The following is a 14,572-nucleotide window of genomic DNA, read 5'->3' as shown; positions in this document are numbered from 1 at the left end:
AGGCTTCCGAAAACGTTGTAGCCGAAGGAAAGTTGACGCTTCGTCACATGGCGTCAGTCATCCTCCTGCCGGCCGGCGACGAGCAGGACGACCCCGTGCGAAGCGGCCTTCCGGTCTGCGGCGATCTCCTGATAGTCCGGCGAGTCCGCCCATTCCCGAAACGCCGCGGCATCCGGGAAGGACAGCAGAACGACCTTCTGGTGGCCCCAGGCGCCCTCCTCGACCGAGGGGTTCTCGTCGGCAGCCAGCAGACGCCCCCGGAATCGGCCGAGCACCTCCATGAAGCGGCTCTGATAGCGGTTGTAGCGGCTCCGGTCGGTGATCGTGAGCTGTGCCAGGGCGTAGACGGTCACTGGTGGACCCTCCTTTCGGCGGGCTCCGCGAGGCCCGTGGTCATACGTCGCCCTCCGGACGGCGGCTGATGACCACGGGCGGTCGGCGGGTTGCGGTCACCGGTGCCACTTCGCGGTGAAGGCGGTGGCCTCGCGGTCGTTGCAGCGGAGCATCACCGGGGTTCGCCCCGATCGGACGGCGCTCAGCGTCAACGCCCGCTGACGTCGACTCTACGGAATGCGCGCGGAAGGTCAAGGGTGATGCTCCGTCAGATCCCCACCGGCCGCCATGCGGTGTGCCGTCAAGGCTGTACGGAGCCGGGCCACGGGCGGGAGAGGATCTCGCGCAGCGCCGCGAGGCTCTCGGCGCCGAGGTGGGCGGCGAGTTCGTCCTCCAGCTCGGCGAGGATGCGGGCGGCGACCTCGCGGCGCCGGGCGCCGTCGCCAGTGACCCGGACGAGCGCGGCACGGGGGAAGCCCGAGCCCGCCTCGGTGGAGAGCAGTCCCTCGTCGACCAGCTGCCGCACGGCCCGGTGCATCGTCTGCCGGGTCACGCCGGCGCGTCTGGCGAGTTCGGCGATGCTGACCGCGTCGCGGTCCCACAGATGCGCGAGCACGGTCAGGTGGGCCGGGGTGATCGGCACGACGCCGGCTGCCGCCAGGCGGCGGACCAGCTCCTCCTGGAACCAGCGGGTGCGCTGCATCAGCAGTGCGAGCAGCGACAAGTCCGGTTCCGGAGAATCGAGTTGCTTCATCTGGTTGCTCTTTTCCTGACTCGGCGTATCGTCAGTGTCAGCATAGGTGACACAGGGAGGTCCAGATGCAGTCGAACCACGACGTGGACGTTCTCATCGCCGGGGCCGGACCGGCCGGGCTGACCGCCGCGTTACAACTCGCGCGCTGGGGCGTCCGGGTGCGCCTGGTGGACGCCAAGTCCGGCCCGGCCACGAGCAGCAGGGCGCTCAACACCCACTCCCGAACGCTGGAGCTGTACGACCAGTTGGGCATCCTGGGCGACCTCGCGCCCTTCGGAACCCGGGTGAACGCGTTCGTGCGCCACCTGCCGGACGGACCGGTACGCATGGCGTACGAGTACGACGGCCTGCCCACCCGGTTCCCGTACATGTTCATGGTCGACCAGGTCATCACCGAACGGGTTCTCCGCGGCCATGCCGCCGCCCACGGCGTCACGGTGGAGTGGCACACGGAGCTCCGCTCGTTCACCCAGGACCCCGACGGGGTCGAGGTGCTCCTGGAGCACACCGCCGACGGCCGGACGCACACCGAGACCGTCCGCGCGCGCTACCTCTGGGGCTGCGACGGCGGCCACTCGACCGTCCGCAAGGCCCTGCGACTGCCGCTCCAGGGCGACACCGCGCACACCTGGCTCGTCGCGGACGCGCGGCTCGACGCTCCACTGGCCCGCGACGCGATCCACTGGCTGTTCCCGCCCGGCGGCGCGGTGCTGCTCTTCCCGTTCCCCGACCCGCACAAGTGGCGGCTGCTCGACACCACCGGACACGGCGACCCGGGACGGCCGGACCTGGTCGCCGCCGAGTTCGGCGCGCGGATCGGCCAGGCGCTCGGCACCCGGGTCACCATCGAGGAGCCGACCTGGGTATCGTCCTTCACCGTGCAGCAGCGCGCCGTTCCCGCCATGCACGTCGGCCGGTGCTTCGTCTCCGGCGACGCCGCGCACGTCCACTCCCCCGCCTCGGGGCAGGGCATGAACGTCAGCCTGCAGGACGTCCACAATCTCGCCTGGAAGCTGGCCATGGTGGTGCGTGGTGAAGCCGGTCCCGCGCTGTTGGAGACCTACGACGCCGAGCGCCTCCCGGTCGGCCGGGCGCTGCTCACCAGCACGCGGGAGGTCTCGGAGATCGCCATGGTCTCCATCACCGCCGAGGACGCCCGCGGTTCCGACCGCCCCTTCCTGCGCCGGCTGGTGCGCGAGATGTCCGGCCTGGCCCTGCACTACGCCGACAGCCCACTCACCGTCCCTGACCACGTGAACGCCTCAGCTGCCGCCGGCCCGCGGCCCGGACAGCGGCTGACCCAGGTCGGCGCCGCCGACGCGGACAGCCCGGGCTGGACGATGCTGCGCGCCGCCCTGCGCGAACCGGCCTGGCACCTGCTGCTCTTCGGCGCCGCCGGCACCGCGCCGGCCCCGGCCGCCGCCTCGCCCGCCTGGCTGCGCACCCACCTGATCACGCCTGGCCCCGCCGGCAGCCCCGGCGCCGGCACCATCCCCGACCCCGACCTGACGCTCCACCGGGTTCTCGCCGCCGACCCCGGGCACTGGATCCTGATACGTCCGGACGGCTACCTCTCGGCCCGGGGCCACCACCTCGACTCCACGACGATCGACAGCGTCCTGGCACGCGTCCCCGGCCTGCGGCAGGCGGAAGGGGGCCGGCACACCGGTACCGCCCCTTCGCCACGATGATCGTGCGAGCTCCGGAAACGGCATCGCCCCGTGTCCCGCCGCCCAGGTGGAACGACGACCGCGGCGGCGGGCCCTGGCCGCCGCCGAGGCCTCGGTCGCCGCGCTCCCGGAGGAAGGCGGCCGACTACGGTGGGCGGCACTCGGCCGGCCCGCTCCGCGAGCGCCCGGGCCCGGCGCCTCCCGAAGACCCGGGTCAACCCGCGAGCAGCTCCTCCAGGTCCGGACGGCAGTCCCCGCACCCGGTGTTGGCGGCCGTGGCGGCCCGCAGCGCGGACAGATCCGCCACCCCTTCGGATATCGCGGCCAGGATCTCGCTCTCCCGGACCTCGGCGCAGAGGCAGACCAGCGGGTCCTCGTCGGTCCCGGGCATCACGCCGCCGCCTCCTTCGCCAGGGCGGTCAGCGCCTGGTCCAGCACCGAGGCCATCGCGTCCAGCTCGGCCTCGCCGATCACCAGGGGCGGATGAATGTTGATCACGTTCGGTGCCATGCCGGTGGAGGCGACGATCAGCCCCAGCTCGGCATCCACGCCCAGGCAGAGCTGACGCAGCCTCGGAGCGTCGTCCCCGCTCAGCACCAACCGGGCCGCGCCACCGAACGCGGCCGTCTCGGTGACCAGGTCCGGATGCCGCTCACGCAGCCCGGCCAGCCGCTCGGCCATCCCGCGCTCGAGCAGTCGCAGGTCGGCCACCGGGTCGGGCCAGGCATCCCAGCGGTCCAGCACCGCACTGACCACGCCCAGCGCGTGGGGGATCCCGACGTAGGTGGAGGAGTGGCTCCCGGGGCGGTAGTGCTCCGGGTCGGCCAGCGGCTCGCGTGCCCAGACGGCGCTCAGCGCTGCGGCCCCGTTGGTCAGTGCCTTGCTCGCCACCACGACGTCCGGAACGACACCGGCGCGCTGGAACCCCCAGCGGGGACCGGTCCGGTGCATGCCGGTGAAGATCTCGTCTGCGATCACCACCGCCCCGTTGGCCCGGGCGTGCGCCACCGCGCCGCGCAGCAGCTCCGGGTCCGGTTCCACCATCCCGCCCACGTTCTGCACCGACTCGAAGACGAACGCGCTGACCCGGCGACCGAAGCCCGGGCCGCCGACCCCGGTCAGCTCCGAACCCCAGCGGGTCACCGCGGCCCTGCACCCCGAACTGCACCCCGGCTTCTCGGGTCGAGCGTGGCCGCACCGGTTGCAGTCGGGTGTCGGCAGCCGGACCACCTCCAGGCCCCACCCGGCCAGCAGTTCGCGGTAGCGCGGGCTGGAGCTGAGCATGCTGGTGATGCCGGACCGGCCGTGGAAGGCTCCCTCGAAGACCACCACCGTGCCGGGGCCGACGTTGCTGAACGCGATCCGCAGCGCGGTCTCCATCCCCTGGGCGCCCCCGAGGTCGAGCTCCACCCGGCCGGGCTGCCCCACGCTCTCGCTGAACAGCGCCTCAAGCCGCGCCAGCAGCCCGACCCGAAGCTCCGACTCGCAGAACGACGGCAGCGCCGGGAGATCCTCGCAGTAGCGCAGCGCGGCGCGCAGGATCTCCTTGTCGTAGCCGAACGCGACGCTGCCGTTGGCCGCCTCGGCGTCCAGGTAGCGGCGCCCGTCCGCGGCGTACAGCATGCTGCCTTCGGCCCGGACGAACCGGGGTACCTCGGCGGCACGGTAGATCAGGTTCCCGGCGCCGACATGGGCCGGTACGACGGGGGCGGGCGGGGTCATGCGTCCTCCTGCGGGCGCCAGTCATCGGCTTTGCCGGTGGGCAGCAGCGCCGCGACGCCGGGTTCGTTGCACTCGATCCAGCCGGTCAGCACGGCCAGCACGTCCCAGCGGGACGAACCGGCCGGCAGCGGGGTGTCGCGGAGCACGGCGAGCCAGTCCTCGATGTGCTCCGGGGCGGCCAGGTCCCGGGCGCAGCTGCCCCACGGCCCGTCCAGTCGCTCGAGCCGGTCCAGCGAGGCGGCCAGGTCCAGGTCGTGGGCGGGCGTCTCGTGCTCCAGCTCGTCCAGCAGGGCCCGGATCGCCCGTTGCGCCGCCGCCGACCTCTCCTGATCCGGGACCTGATGGCTGCTCAGGACCGGTGCACACCAGTCCCAGCCGGTCCGGTAGGAGAACAGCTGCAGCTCCCGGACCACGTCGGCCGGATCATCCGCGGTGTGGATGAAGTTGAACAGCCCGTTGACCCGGCCGATCCGGGTGCGCAGATCACCCGAGCGCGAGCCGCTCGGGTCGGCCACCCCCTTGGCCGAGGTCAGCCGGGCACTGGCCGGCAGCCAGGCAGGCCGGCCGCGGTCCTCCAGGAGGACCAGCAGGCTTCGACCGGAGCCGAGCAGGTGGTCGACCACGGCGATGCGCTGCTCGGAGGCGGCGTTGAACTGGTAGCGCCAGAGCTCGCGGGTGAGCAGCGGGTCGAAGCGGAAGGTGGTCGCCGCCACCGGGTGCCAGCCGTCGGCCGCCAGGGTGTCCAGCACCAGCTCGCAGCGGCGACCCGCCACCGCGTCCGGCTTGAGCACCAGGAAGGTGAGGTCGCGTACGGTGGCGAAGCCGAACCGGGTCGCGAAGGCCCTCAGCCCCTCCCGGAGGTAGGTGTCGTACCGGTACCAGTCGCGCTTGCGGGGGTCGCGGGCCAGTTCGGCGAGCGCGGCCTCGTCCACCGCGGTGCGGCCGCTCCGTTCAGTCGTGGCCGGCATCGCCGAGCCTCCTTCCTCCGAGGGGTGTCGGCACCCCGTCCACCAGCACCACCGGGCTGCCGTCCGGGTGGCGTTCGGCGGCCAGCGCCAGTCGGCCGGCCGCGAATGCCCGGACCGTCCATTCCAGGCAGGGCCGGTCACTGCGCTCCTTCTGGAGCAGCTCCAGGTTCTCGGCATCCGCCACCGAATCGGTCCGGCCCCCGGTCGGCACCGGTGGGCCCTGGCAGAGCAGCGCGCCGCTGTCCTGGCCCTCGTCGACCAGGAAGCAGGAGGTCCGGGTGGTCCGGTGACCGAGTGTCAGGGCGAGCCGGACCGGGTCGTTGCCGACCAGCAGCCGGGTGCCGTCCGGGGCCAACCGGGCCAGGTCTCCGGGGTGTTGGTTGATCATGCGACCGCGGAACCGGTCGAGCAGGTCGCCCTCGATCCAGCGGTGGTAGGCGAGCACGATCAGGTCGAGCGCGCCGTGCTCGGTCTCCCAGGCGGCGATCCGACGGTCCAGGCCGTCGTGCCAGGCGCGGGCGCGTTCCCGGTAGCCGGCCCGGGCCCGGGCGTCGCGGGCTTCGGAGGCCAGACCGCAGCTGGCGTCGAAGTCGCCCGTCCACGTCGTCACCCGGTGCTCCCGGGCGACGTCAAGGGCCTTGGCCCGGCTGCCGTGCGAGGCGACCAGGCAGACCTGGAAGGACTCCGGTTCGGCCTGTTCCATGGCCAGCAGGGTGCGCAGATTGGCGCCGGTGGCCGAGACCAGCACGCCGATCCGCAGCGGGCCGCCGGTGGAGAGCCGGCGCACGGCGGTGTCGGTCATCGTTGGCCGCCGGCCGCTTCCAGGGCCGACCAGGCCTGCCGGGTGGCGGACAGCAGGCCGTCCGCGAAGTCCTCGGCGGCCGGCGGGGTGATGCCGAAGGCCCGGTGGGCGGTACCGGCGGCCAGGTTCCAGAGCTGCTCGCCTTCGATCCGCTGGCCGAGCGCGTTGCGCAACTGCTGGGCCAGCGGCTGGGATCCGGCGGCCACGACGCCGTTCTCCTGGTACCAGAGACCGTTCTCCTCACCCTGGGAGAGCACCTGGCCGCCGAGCCGGGCCGAGTCGCAGCGGTCGGTCATCATCATCGCGTGCTCGGGTCCGACCAGCTGGACCGCACGAGTGGCGATGGCCAGATCCACGTGCTCGCCGTCGAAGTTGATGCAGGCCGCGATCCGGCCGGCGGCTGCCTCGCGCATGATCGCCGCCGGCACCGGTCCGGCGATCTCGTCCATCGCGGCCAGTGACCAGCCGGGCAGGTCGTAGGAGGCCAGGGCGGCATCGCGGCCGGCCCGGGCCCGGGTGGTACGGAAGGCGTGCCGGATGTTCAGCGGCATGTCGTTGAAGAGATGGTCGGTCACCACCCGGTCCCCGGTGCCGTTCCATTCGGCGGACCAGGCCAAGTCGACGATCTCACCGACGAGTTCGGCGCTGCGCCGGGGGTCGGCCCGGGTGAAGTGGCCGAGTGCCGGACGGACGCCGTGGCCCACCAGCGTGGGGATGATCCAGTCGAAGCCCGGGTGCCGGTCCGTCAGTTGGCCGTGGAAGTCGGAAGCGGGGGTGAACGCGTCCGGCGACAGCACGATGTAGCAGAGGCCGGATTCGCCCAGCCGGGCCAGCCGTTCCCACTCCTGGCGGGTGGGCGCCCAGACCGTGGCGGCGGGCGTGCCCCCATGACTGGCCAGCAGCGGCCCCTCCAACGCCACGCCGACCACGTGCGGGATCCGGCCGGCGCTGCGCATCGCGGCATAGCGCGCCATGAACCGTTCGAACTCGGCCAGCCGTTCACGGTGGAGGTAGAGCGTCGGGATGCTCAGCACACCTTCCTGGGCACAGACCTGCTCCAGGGCCAGAAGATCCAACTGATCGAACTCGGAGAAGTCGACGCCGGCGAACCCGTGGCAGTGCACCTCGACCGGCAGCAGCGGTACCGAGACGGTCTCGGCGCCAGCTCCAGGATTGTTCCGCACCATTCCACCTTCACTGTTCCAGGGGTCGCGGCGCCGCACCCCGATGATTCCGCCGATCGCCCGTCAGACCTGCTTGCGAGAAGGATTAAAAGACGTACTCGGCGGATGGCCGATTGGTTCGGGGAAGCGCGCCATTGATCCGAGACCGGCGCGACCAGATTCCCCCGAAGATATAGGAACGAACACTAGCCGATCATGACCATAACAGACCGGAGTTGGGCACGGAAGGCCCGAAACCGACACCCAAAGACCATCGCCTCACCCGATCCGGACATCTGATACCGCGTCACAAGCCCAGAAAAGTTGCCAAACTTAGCAAAACGGACTTCCGACGCTTCGCCATTTTATCTACATAGACCACGCATCCGGCACATCTTCAACCGAATCCGCAGGCCACCAGACTATTGACATGGCCACACGGACGCGTGTTAACCTCCGTTTCACATGATAATCGTGGGGAATTTCGGTCGTCACCGGAAGCGTCGGCCGCGCTGGGGGATTCCGTCCTAAACTGGCCTCCCCTGCCGCCACCGATGAATCGCGTACGACTTGGGCCTGTTCAGCGGAGTACATCATGATGCATGATTTATTGGGTTCCGATCAGTCCGGCCCTCCCATTGACGACCTGTACGTCTGCGACCTTGACGGGACGCTGCTGCGACCGGACGCCACGCTGAGCCCGGCCTCGCTCCAGGGCCTCAACCGACTCCTGGACGCCGGTGTCCAATTCACCGTCGCGACCGCCCGCAGTCTGCCGGCGGTACGCCGTCTGCTGGCCGGCGTCCGGCTGCGGCTGCCGCTGATCCAGCTCAACGGCGCCTTCATCACCGACCCGGTCGACGGGCGGCACCTGGAACACCGGCTGCTGGATCCGGACACCGCCGACGCGGCACTGCGGATCCTCGCGACGCTCGACCTCGACGCGGTGCTCACCAGTTGGGACGGCACCGCCGATCACGTCGGCTTCGGCCCTCGAAGCAATCCCGGCACCGCCTGGTACATCGCCGAGAAGCAGGCCATGGGCGACCCGCGACTGCGTCCGCACCCCGGGGCGCCCGATGTCGCACCCGGCGAGCGGATCGCCACCGTGACCACCTTCGCCCCCGACGGTCAGGCCGCCGCGCTGGCCGCCCGAGTGACCGCCGCGCTCGGTGACACCGCCCTGGTCACCCACGCTCCCAACCACTACGTGCCGGGCTGGTCCGAGCTCCAGATCGTCCATCCGCAGGCGGAGAAGGGCACCGCGGTGCGTCGGCTGCGCGAACTGCTCGGCCGGCCGGCGGGCAGGTTGACCGTGCTCGGCGACCACCTGAACGACCTGCCGATGTTCGCCGTCGCCGACCGATCGGTAGCGCCGGCCAACGCCCATCCGCAGGCCCTCCAGCAGGCGGACCTGGTGGTCGGCGGCAACAACGACGACGGCGTGGTGCGCTTCCTGCTCGCCGAGCACTCAGCCGGCGGAGCCGCACCGTGCTGATCGTGATCGAGGGCATCGACGGCAGCGGCAAGTCCACGGTGGCTCCACTGGTCCGCCGAGCGCTCGCTCCGCAGGCGGTCGGACCGGTCGCCGCCGGGAAGCACGCGATCGGCCCGGCGGACCCGGACACCACCCAACGGGCCGAACAACTGCGGCAGTTGATATGGGCCTCGGCCGAGTCAGCCGGCGATACCTTCGGCGCGGCGCACTGGATCCTGCTGATCGCCTCCTGGTACGCGGGCCTGTCCCGGCTGCGCCCGGACCTCACCACCGACGGCGAGCTCGCCGTGATGGACGGTTGGTACTACCGCAACATCGCCAAGACCCTGATCCGCGAACCGCTCGACCCCGCCTGGGTCGAGTCGCTCTTCGAGCCGGCGCCGCAACCCGACCTGGTGGTACTGCTCGACGTGCCGCCGGAGACCGCCTGGCAGCGCCGCACCGACTTCAAGGACACCGAGTTGGGCCGCTGGGACGGCTTCGACGGACCGCCGTTCGAGTCGTTCTGCGCCTACCAGGGTCTGATCCGCCAGGAGTTGCTGAGGATGGCCGAGGACCGGGGCTGGCTGGTTCTCGATCCCGGCCCCGACGCCACCCCCGAGCGGACCGCCAACGTCATCGCCGAGTTCGCCCGCCGCACCCCCGTCGGCCGAACCGACCATCCCGAGGAGGACCTTTGTTCGCCGACATGGCCGACGAGATAGCAGCGATCGGGGCCCAGGACCCTCGTGCGCCGATCCACCTGCACCGCGCGGATCTGCCGTTCAAGAAGCTCGACTCGCCGTGGTACCGGATCGCGCTGCGCCGGGTGGCCGCCGCCGCCCAGCCGCGCAGCTATCTGGAGATCGGGGTGAAGGAGGGCGGCTCGCTGGCCGTCGTACTGGACGCCTCCGCCGCCCTGGAACGGATCACCCTCTGCGACTTCTTCACCGTCAACGAGAAGAAGCGCGGTCACCGCGACGTGGCCGCCGCCCAGCTCACCTCGCGCGGCTTCGCCGGGCAGGTGACCTGGATCGACGGCTCCTCCACGGTGACCGTCCCGACCATCATCGAGAGCTTCGACCTGGTCGGGGTGGACGGCAGCCACCGGCGCGCGATCTGCGCCGCCGACCTGCGCAACGTGCTCCCGCGGGTGACCGTGGGCGGGCACATCGTGGTGGACGACCTGTCCCTCTACGAGGACCACCGGCTGGCCCAGGTCTTCGACGAATTCGCCGCCGAGTTCGCCGACCAGGTCAGCGTGGTCTACCGGACCACCGAGGCCTGGCCGGGCGTCGGCGTGCTGCGGAGGAACGCATGAGCATCGAGACCCTCGCGGCCGCACTGGGCGAGGCCATCGCCGGGCGGCGCACCGAGCAGGACTTCGCCGAGCTGCTGGCCGGGCACCCGGAGGCGGCCGAGTTCGTCGAGCAGACCCTGGGCACCGCACTCGCCCGGCAGGACTGGGACGCGGTCGACCTGTTGCTGCCGGTCTGCACCGAGCACCCGGAACCCGGGTACGCACAGGTACTGGCCGACATCCTGGACCGCCAGTGCCTGGAGATCTCCAACCGGCAGCTGGTGGCCGCGCTCACCGCGATCGCCTCGCCCGTCGCCCTGCCGGCGCTGGAGCGGGCACTCGAGCGCACCACCGCGCCCCACCCGGACTGGGTACCGGACACCACCGGCGACCGGCAGGCCGTCGAGTTCCGGGACGCGTGCACCCAGGCCATCGCCGCCATCACCACTCGCGAGGAGCACATATGAGCCACCAGCTTGACCAGCTGACCGTCGACTGGAGCGACTTCGAGGCGGCCGGCGAGCAGACCCGCGAGGTTGTGCACCGGCTGGCCGGCGACAAGGCGGCGTTGCGCGAGCTGGTGTACGGCGTGGAGCACCGCCCCGAGCTGCTGGCCATGTGCGAGCGCCACCAGCTGCTCGACTACCTGGTCCTCTACGACGCCTTGGACCGTGGCTTCAGGCTGCGGCTGCACATCTCCACCGAGGACCACTACGACCGGCCGCACGATCACCGCTTCTCGTTCTCCAGCCGGATCGTCACCGGCGGCTACACCCACACCTGGTACCACCTGGACGGCGACCTCTACGCCGACGGCCCGGACCAGGAGGCGCTGCGGTACCTCAACCGGGACACCCCGGACCCGCGCGGCCACACCCACCTGGAGCGGCTGACCCCGCACCTCACCCGCTGGGAGTCGCCGGGCAGTTGCTACACCCTGCACCACAGCGCCATCCACACCACGTTCACCACCCCGGACACCGTCTCGCTCTTCCTGCGCGGGCCGGTGGAGAAGGACCGCTCGGTGATCATGGACAAGGAGAGCGGCAAGCTGTGGTGGCGCTTCGGCCGCCAGGACGAGCCGGAGAGCCGGCACCGGCAGAAGAGCATGGGCCTGGAGGCCTATCTGGAGATCCGCGAGCGGCTGGAGAAGCTCGGCGTCATCTGACCGCGAACGTTGCCGAGCGACCGCGCAGTGATCCGACCCCGTAGAGGAAAGGGCCGTCCGTGACAACCGAATCTCCGGACCGAGTGCACGTCAACAACACCCGCGTCGAACTCTTCGACGAGATCGACCGGATCGACTGGGAGGACCTGCCGAAGGCGGCCGTCCTGACCCAGCGCCTGATCCGGGACTTCGCCGCCGACAAGGCACTGTTCCGCCGCCTGCTGCTCGCCGTCGAGCATGACCCCTACCTCTGGGCCAAGTGCGAGGAGGACGTGGTCGAGGACAAGATCGTCCTCTGGGACGACGTCGAGAAGGGCCTGCGGATCCGGCTGCGGATGTCCACCGCCTACCAGCAGCAGCTGGCGCACAACCACCGCTTCTCGTTCACCAACCTGGTGCTGCGCGGCGACTACCTGCACCGCAACTACCACGCGCGCAACGGGTTCGACGAGAACACCCTGCCGGAGGACGTGCAGCCGGTGATGCTGCACGAGGACCGCGCCGGGGACTGCTTCACCATCCACCACAACGCCCTGCACTCCACGCCGTTCACCCAGCTCGGCACCATCTCCCTGGTGCTGCGCGGCAATCCGGTCAAGGACCGGGCACCGGTGATGTTCAAGGAGGCGCGCGGCCGCGCCGAGGCGGTGCGCCGGCTCCGGGAGCAGTCGGAACTGCCCGAGGTGGAACCGGAGCAGGCCCAGGTCGGCGAGATGTTCTGGCGGGTCGGCGAGGACCAGGAGTCGGCCGAGCGCCGGGCGGAGCGGCAGATGACCGTCGAGAAGTACCGCTACTGGTGCGAGACCCTCCCTGAGCTCGGGATCATCTGAATGGCCCTGCATCGACTCTCCGCCGCCGCGGCTCCCCTGCGCTACGGACTGATCGGCCCCGGCAGCCATGCCGAGGAGCAGCTGCTGCCGGTCCTGGCCCAGTTGCCGGGGGCCCGGCTGGAGGCGGTGGCGGCCAGCCGGCTGGAGTCCGCGACCAGGGCCGCCGAGCGCTGGCAGGCCCGGTACGCCACCGACACCTGGACCGACCTGGTCGACCCGTCGGTGGTCGACGCCCTGGTGGTGTCGGCCTCCCCGGAGCTGCACGCCGAGGTGGTCGGTGCGGCACTCGCCGCCGGCCTGAGCGTCTTCGTCGAGAAGCCGCCGGCCCCCGACACCGCCGCGCTGCGCCGTCTGATCGCCGCCGAACTCGCCGCCGCGCCCGGCACGGTGGCCTTCGTCGGCTTCAACTTCCCCTACGGGCAGTCCTACCGGAAGCTCCGCGGCGCCCTGACGGCCCACGGCGAGCTGCGCGCGATGGACGTGCGGATGGTGTCGGCGAAACCGCTCGCCCCGGCCTGGCAGTGCGAAACCGTCCTGGAGAGCCTGCTGCAGGGTCTCGGCACCCACGCGGTCGACCTGGTGCTGCGCGAACTGGGCGCTCCGGAACGGGTGTCGGCCCACCAGGCGCTGATCGACGAGCGGCGCCGTGCGGTGCGGATCACACTGGAGTACGCCGACGGCCGGCTTGCCACCGTCCACCTGGGCAACCACTCCAATCGCCTGGAGTACCGCTGCGAGCTGGTGACCGACCAGGGTGTGACCGGGGTACTGGAGCAGCACAACACACTGGTGCTGGGCCGCCCGGCCGGCGCCGCCGGAACCGGCCTGCTGGACGCCAAGGAGACCCTGCGGTACGACTGGCCCAGCCGGCGCGGGGGCTACGACCGCACCGGCTACGGCCCCGAACTCGCCTCCTTCCACGAGTCGGTCACCGGGCGCCGGCCGAGCACCTCGCCGCTGGCGAACTGTCTGGACACCTACCTGGTGCTGGACGAGGTGCTCGACCAGCTCACCGGGAGCGTCCGATGACCGCCGACACCCCGCTGGCCGGCCGCACCGCGCTGGTCACCGGCGGCAACCAGGGCATCGGCGCGGCCGTGGTGGCGGAGCTGGCGCGACTGGGTGCCCGGGTGGCGGTGAACCATCCGGACGAGGATTCCCGGCCCACCGGCCTCGATCAGCTGCCCACCTCGTGCCTGGCGCTGCGCGCGGACGTCCGCGACCGCCGTCAGGTGGACCGGATGTTCGACCAACTGACGGAGAATTTCGGCCCGTTGGACATCCTGGTCAACAACGCCGGGGTGTTCCCCCGGGCTCCGGTACTGGAGCTGGACGAGGACACCTGGGACCTGGTGCTCGACACCAACCTCAAGGGCGCGTTCCTGTGCGCCCAGCGGGCGGCCCGGCTGATGGCGCCACGCGGCTTCGGGCGCATCGTCAACATCGCCTCCACCGCGGCCTTCACCGGCTCGCCGCGCGGCGCCCACTACGCGGCCAGCAAGGCCGGCCTGGTGGCGCTGGGCAAGTCCATGGCCCGCGCCCTGGGCGGCTTCGGGATCACCGTCAACACGGTGGCACCGGGTATGACCGAGACCGCGCAACCCGGCCTCGACGCGGCGGGCTTCGCCGCCGAGGGCGCCCGGATCCCGCTGGGCAGGGTCGGTCTGCCGGTGGACGTGGCGCAGGCGGTGGCGTTCCTGGTCGGCCCGTCGGGCGGCTACCTGACCGGCCAGACGATCAGCGTCAACGGTGGTGCGGTGATGGTGCCGTGACCGAGCCGGCGGATCCGTTCGAGCCGCCGCTGCCGCGGGTGGTCCGCAAGATCAGGTCCGAACTGCAGCCCTGGGTCCAGGAGTTCATCGCCCTGTCGCCATTCGCCGTGCTGTCCAGCTCGGACGGCGCGGGCAACCACGACGCCTCGCCGCGCGGCGGTCCGCCGGGCTTCGTGCGGGTCCTCGATCCGCACACCCTGCTGATCCCGGAGGAGCCGGGCAACCGGCTCTTCCAGACCTGGCACAATCTGCGGGCCAACCCGGGAATCGGCCTGCTGTTTCTCATACCGGGATTCCCGGAGACCGCCCGGGTGAACGGGACCGCCGAAGTCCTCCCCCGCGGGAATCTCCGCTGGACCGAATTGTCGACGACTTTCGACAATTCCGGCCGGCTGGCCGGAGGACTGCTGATCAGCGTGACCGAGGCCTACTACCACTGCGGCCGCGCGGCGAAATTCAGCCATCTGTGGGACACCGCGGCCATCAACCGCCACCTGGCCGATCCGCCGCTGCCCAAGCGGCCACCAGCGGAGAAATCGCCAGCCTGACGCCAGTCTGACTCGAGGCTCCGGATCGGCCGCCCCGTAGCGACCGTCCGAGCTGCGGCATTTCC

17 protein-coding genes are annotated in these 14,572 nt (G+C 71.3%); 10 read left to right on the top strand and 7 right to left on the bottom strand.

The window, feature by feature from the left end; translation table 11 throughout:
* Nucleotides 1-53: 53 nt before the first annotated feature.
* A complete protein-coding gene (locus ACSMTC_RS36605; RefSeq protein ID WP_436564050.1) occupies nt 54-353 on the bottom strand; it encodes a DUF1330 domain-containing protein in 300 nt (99 codons plus the stop codon).
* A gap of 281 nt (nt 354-634) precedes the next feature.
* The gene (locus ACSMTC_RS36600) at nt 635-1,087 is read right to left on the bottom strand and encodes a MarR family winged helix-turn-helix transcriptional regulator (RefSeq protein ID WP_436564049.1); all 453 of its coding nucleotides are present in this window, start codon (nt 1,085-1,087) and stop codon (nt 635-637) included.
* A gap of 65 nt (nt 1,088-1,152) precedes the next feature.
* Here ACSMTC_RS36600 and ACSMTC_RS36595 point away from each other — a divergent pair, with 65 nt between their 5' ends.
* Complete coding sequence (locus ACSMTC_RS36595; RefSeq protein WP_436564048.1) at nt 1,153-2,778, top strand: FAD-dependent oxidoreductase; 1,626 nt, start codon at nt 1,153-1,155, stop codon at nt 2,776-2,778.
* 193 nt (nt 2,779-2,971) lie between these two features.
* Here ACSMTC_RS36595 and ACSMTC_RS36590 read toward each other — a convergent pair whose 3' ends face one another.
* Genes ACSMTC_RS36590 through ACSMTC_RS36570 form a run of 5 tightly spaced genes read right to left on the bottom strand, consistent with a single transcriptional unit; the run spans nt 2,972 to nt 7,433 of the window.
* Entirely contained in the window at nt 2,972-3,148 is a 177-nt protein-coding gene (locus ACSMTC_RS36590) for a (2Fe-2S)-binding protein (protein WP_436564047.1), read from the bottom strand.
* Nucleotides 3,148-4,479: an aminotransferase class III-fold pyridoxal phosphate-dependent enzyme gene (locus ACSMTC_RS36585; protein WP_436564046.1), complete on the bottom strand. Its 1,332-nt coding sequence runs from the start codon at nt 4,477-4,479 to the stop codon at nt 3,148-3,150. Before ACSMTC_RS36585 ends, ACSMTC_RS36590 begins: the two co-directional genes overlap by 1 nt.
* The gene (locus ACSMTC_RS36580) at nt 4,476-5,447 is read right to left on the bottom strand and encodes a hypothetical protein (RefSeq protein ID WP_436564045.1); all 972 of its coding nucleotides are present in this window, start codon (nt 5,445-5,447) and stop codon (nt 4,476-4,478) included. The genes ACSMTC_RS36585 and ACSMTC_RS36580 overlap by 4 nt, the downstream gene beginning before the upstream one ends.
* On the bottom strand, nt 5,431-6,249 hold the full coding sequence (locus ACSMTC_RS36575) for a formyltransferase family protein (protein WP_436564044.1): 819 nt from the start codon (nt 6,247-6,249) through the stop codon (nt 5,431-5,433). The genes ACSMTC_RS36580 and ACSMTC_RS36575 overlap by 17 nt, the downstream gene beginning before the upstream one ends.
* Entirely contained in the window at nt 6,246-7,433 is a 1,188-nt protein-coding gene (locus ACSMTC_RS36570) for a hypothetical protein (RefSeq protein WP_436564043.1), read from the bottom strand. The genes ACSMTC_RS36575 and ACSMTC_RS36570 overlap by 4 nt, the downstream gene beginning before the upstream one ends.
* Nucleotides 7,434-8,022: 589 nt before the next feature.
* Between ACSMTC_RS36570 and ACSMTC_RS36565 the strand changes: the two genes are divergently transcribed.
* From ACSMTC_RS36565 to ACSMTC_RS36525, 9 genes are read left to right on the top strand one after another with little or no spacing between them, the layout of a single operon-like run.
* On the top strand, nt 8,023-8,910 hold the full coding sequence (locus ACSMTC_RS36565) for an HAD-IIB family hydrolase (RefSeq protein WP_436564042.1): 888 nt from the start codon (nt 8,023-8,025) through the stop codon (nt 8,908-8,910).
* Complete coding sequence (locus ACSMTC_RS36560) at nt 8,904-9,614, top strand: dTMP kinase (RefSeq protein ID WP_436564041.1); 711 nt, start codon at nt 8,904-8,906, stop codon at nt 9,612-9,614. The genes ACSMTC_RS36565 and ACSMTC_RS36560 overlap by 7 nt, the downstream gene beginning before the upstream one ends.
* On the top strand, nt 9,587-10,210 hold the full coding sequence (locus ACSMTC_RS36555; protein WP_436564040.1) for a class I SAM-dependent methyltransferase: 624 nt from the start codon (nt 9,587-9,589) through the stop codon (nt 10,208-10,210). Before ACSMTC_RS36560 ends, ACSMTC_RS36555 begins: the two co-directional genes overlap by 28 nt.
* A complete protein-coding gene (locus tag ACSMTC_RS36550) occupies nt 10,207-10,656 on the top strand; it encodes a hypothetical protein (protein ID WP_436564039.1) in 450 nt (149 codons plus the stop codon). Before ACSMTC_RS36555 ends, ACSMTC_RS36550 begins: the two co-directional genes overlap by 4 nt.
* Nucleotides 10,653-11,357 carry a hypothetical protein gene (locus tag ACSMTC_RS36545; protein WP_436564038.1) on the top strand — a complete coding sequence of 235 codons (705 nt, stop codon included), beginning with the start codon at nt 10,653-10,655 and terminating at the stop codon, nt 11,355-11,357. The genes ACSMTC_RS36550 and ACSMTC_RS36545 overlap by 4 nt, the downstream gene beginning before the upstream one ends.
* 59 nt (nt 11,358-11,416) lie before the next feature.
* Nucleotides 11,417-12,187 (top strand): hypothetical protein, encoded by a 771-nt coding sequence (locus ACSMTC_RS36540; RefSeq protein ID WP_436564037.1) that lies wholly within the window; start codon nt 11,417-11,419, stop codon nt 12,185-12,187.
* Entirely contained in the window at nt 12,188-13,216 is a 1,029-nt protein-coding gene (locus ACSMTC_RS36535) for a Gfo/Idh/MocA family oxidoreductase (RefSeq protein ID WP_436564036.1), read from the top strand.
* Entirely contained in the window at nt 13,213-13,959 is a 747-nt protein-coding gene (locus ACSMTC_RS36530) for an SDR family NAD(P)-dependent oxidoreductase (protein ID WP_436564035.1), read from the top strand. The genes ACSMTC_RS36535 and ACSMTC_RS36530 overlap by 4 nt, the downstream gene beginning before the upstream one ends.
* Entirely contained in the window at nt 13,956-14,507 is a 552-nt protein-coding gene (locus ACSMTC_RS36525; protein ID WP_436564034.1) for a pyridoxamine 5'-phosphate oxidase family protein, read from the top strand. Before ACSMTC_RS36530 ends, ACSMTC_RS36525 begins: the two co-directional genes overlap by 4 nt.
* The last annotated feature ends 65 nt before the right edge of the window (nt 14,508-14,572 follow it).

The organism is Kitasatospora sp. HPM-01-4 (assembly GCF_051374625.1).
GTDB lineage: Bacteria > Actinomycetota > Actinomycetes > Streptomycetales > Streptomycetaceae > Kitasatospora.
Note: the sequence above shows the minus strand (reverse complement) of the source record. Positions and strands in the feature narration are given on the sequence as shown.

Bases quoted from the DNA above. Each gene is read 5' to 3' on its own strand.
- ACSMTC_RS36545 (WP_436564038.1), top strand. From the start codon at position 10,653: ATGAGCCACCAGCTTGACCAGCTGACCGTCGACTGGAGCGACTTCGAG.
- ACSMTC_RS36580 (WP_436564045.1), bottom strand. From the start codon at position 5,447: ATGCCGGCCACGACTGAACGGAGCGGCCGCACCGCGGTGGACGAGGCC.
- ACSMTC_RS36550 (WP_436564039.1), top strand. From the start codon at position 10,207: ATGAGCATCGAGACCCTCGCGGCCGCACTGGGCGAGGCCATCGCCGGG.
- ACSMTC_RS36530 (WP_436564035.1), top strand. From the start codon at position 13,213: ATGACCGCCGACACCCCGCTGGCCGGCCGCACCGCGCTGGTCACCGGC.
- ACSMTC_RS36590 (WP_436564047.1), bottom strand. From the start codon at position 3,148: ATGCCCGGGACCGACGAGGACCCGCTGGTCTGCCTCTGCGCCGAGGTC.
- ACSMTC_RS36575 (WP_436564044.1), bottom strand. From the start codon at position 6,249: ATGACCGACACCGCCGTGCGCCGGCTCTCCACCGGCGGCCCGCTGCGG.
- ACSMTC_RS36600 (WP_436564049.1), bottom strand. From the start codon at position 1,087: ATGAAGCAACTCGATTCTCCGGAACCGGACTTGTCGCTGCTCGCACTG.
- ACSMTC_RS36585 (WP_436564046.1), bottom strand. From the start codon at position 4,479: ATGACCCCGCCCGCCCCCGTCGTACCGGCCCATGTCGGCGCCGGGAAC.
- ACSMTC_RS36595 (WP_436564048.1), top strand. From the start codon at position 1,153: ATGCAGTCGAACCACGACGTGGACGTTCTCATCGCCGGGGCCGGACCG.
- ACSMTC_RS36535 (WP_436564036.1), top strand. From the start codon at position 12,188: ATGGCCCTGCATCGACTCTCCGCCGCCGCGGCTCCCCTGCGCTACGGA.